Raw genomic sequence first — 1585 nt, forward strand, 5'->3', positions numbered from 1 at the left:
CACTTTGTGTTGGGGATTTTTCGTTTTAATTGCATTTTGAAATGTCCACTCTCACATGGGGAAGATAAAGAGTCCGAACGCAGTGAGCTTGCTCGAAGCTGGCCATCGCCAGACGGCTAATGCCAATTTGATTAATTATCTTGTTAGATTCATCCAGTCTCTGAAGCACAAAGATTTAACCCGACCGGTATCCTCAATGAAGGTATTCCAGGCTCGGGATACTTGGTCAACAATTTGCTCGTAGCAATCGAATACTCGGTTGGAAAGACAGTGTTGTCTGAGCCATTGCCAAACTTGCTCCATCGGGTTCAGCTCTGGAGAATAGGCGGGTAACTTAATCAAAGTGAGATTTGAGAAAGGCATTGCCGTATCCATAGTATGCCAGTCTGCGCCATCAACGATGACCACTGCATGCCGGTCGCTCTCGGTTGCCAGCGATATCAATTCAAGGTGAAGCATCATGGCATCTTTGTTGACCAAGGGCGTAATCAATGCTTCCGTTTTACCGCTACTTGGGCACACTGCCCCAAACAGATACCCATAATCAAATTGCTGCTGTTCGACGACACGGGGACGGCTACCCCGTTTTGCCCAAAGTCTTGTCGTTTGGTTTTGTTGACCAAATCTGGCTTCGTCTTGGAACCACACATCCACACGCTCAGTGGAAGATGACCCGGGATGAGACTGAAATCAAGCGCATGGAGTAAGCGGTACACATTGGCCAAGCTATAGCTCACATGCAGGTCGTTACAGATTTAAACTCTGATATCTTCAGCTATTAAGCGTCCACCGTCCTGCTTGATAGCATTCTTCTCGATAAACTTTTTAAGTTGCTCTAATTGATGAGGAGAGAGTTGATTGGGTCGTCCGGATTTAGGTTTATCAAGCAAACCATCGCGTCCATCAGCCAGGTAATTTGCGACCCAAGCATTAACACTGGTGCGACTCACACCGAGCAGGGCTGTTAATGACATAGTTGTCCGTGCGTATTCTTGATAAATGCAGTCGCCGCAACTGAGCTAATGAATATCCTTTTAGTTTGCCTTTGCAGAGTGGTAGGCATTAATCGTTTATCTCTAGCTATTCACCAATGCTCTAAGTTTCCCCAGGCTGCAAGCAGAGCAATGTGGTTTGTCAGTAGGCGCAGTTATTTATCATCTGCTGTATGAACATGTCGGGTATTCAGAGTCGATGAGCCGCGCAGCTAAAGTTTGGGATTCTGGCTTCGAGGCTATGAACTTGGTGTACTGGATGAGAAAACATTTTAGTAATTATGCAGAATCTCGATTATTTCTGACTGGTTTCATGACTAATAAGGTGTAATGCATGAGTTGAATCTTTCCCCTAAGTACGACTACCAGAATTGTTTATACAAATAGGTTTGTGGATAAGTCTGTGGTTAATTGGTAGGTAAGCTGTGTAGTTGAACGGGGTTTCTACAGTCGACCAATAAATTGAGTTTTTCTTTTAAAAAGCCCTTGCACAAAAGTTTTGGCTCCCTATAATGCGCTCCCACTGACACGGCACAGCGGCAACGCGAAAGACGTGACAGGGTCGAAGAAAAGAGGCTTTTGAGTCCTTTCAA

2 protein-coding genes are annotated in these 1585 nt (G+C 45.2%); both read right to left on the reverse strand.

Going from position 1 to position 1585, the window contains the following annotated elements:
- Positions 1 to 135 precede the first annotated feature (135 nt).
- On the reverse strand, positions 136 to 654 hold the full coding sequence (locus tag N512_RS0119015; protein ID WP_028781320.1) for an IS630 family transposase: 519 nt from the start codon (positions 652 to 654) through the stop codon (positions 136 to 138).
- 101 nt (positions 655 to 755) lie between these two features.
- Positions 756 to 974, reverse strand: a complete 219-nt coding sequence (locus tag N512_RS23435; RefSeq protein ID WP_051472875.1) for a helix-turn-helix domain-containing protein — start codon at positions 972 to 974, stop codon at positions 756 to 758.
- Between the last annotated feature and the right edge of the window lie 611 nt (positions 975 to 1585).

This window comes from Shewanella sp. 38A_GOM-205m, assembly GCF_000518445.1.
In the GTDB taxonomy this organism is placed as follows: Bacteria; Pseudomonadota; Gammaproteobacteria; order Enterobacterales; family Shewanellaceae; genus Shewanella; species Shewanella algae.

Coding starts and splice junctions, on each gene's coding strand:
- N512_RS23435 (WP_051472875.1), bottom strand. CDS start 974: ATGTCATTAACAGCCCTGCTCGGTGTGAGTCGCACCAGTGTTAATGCT.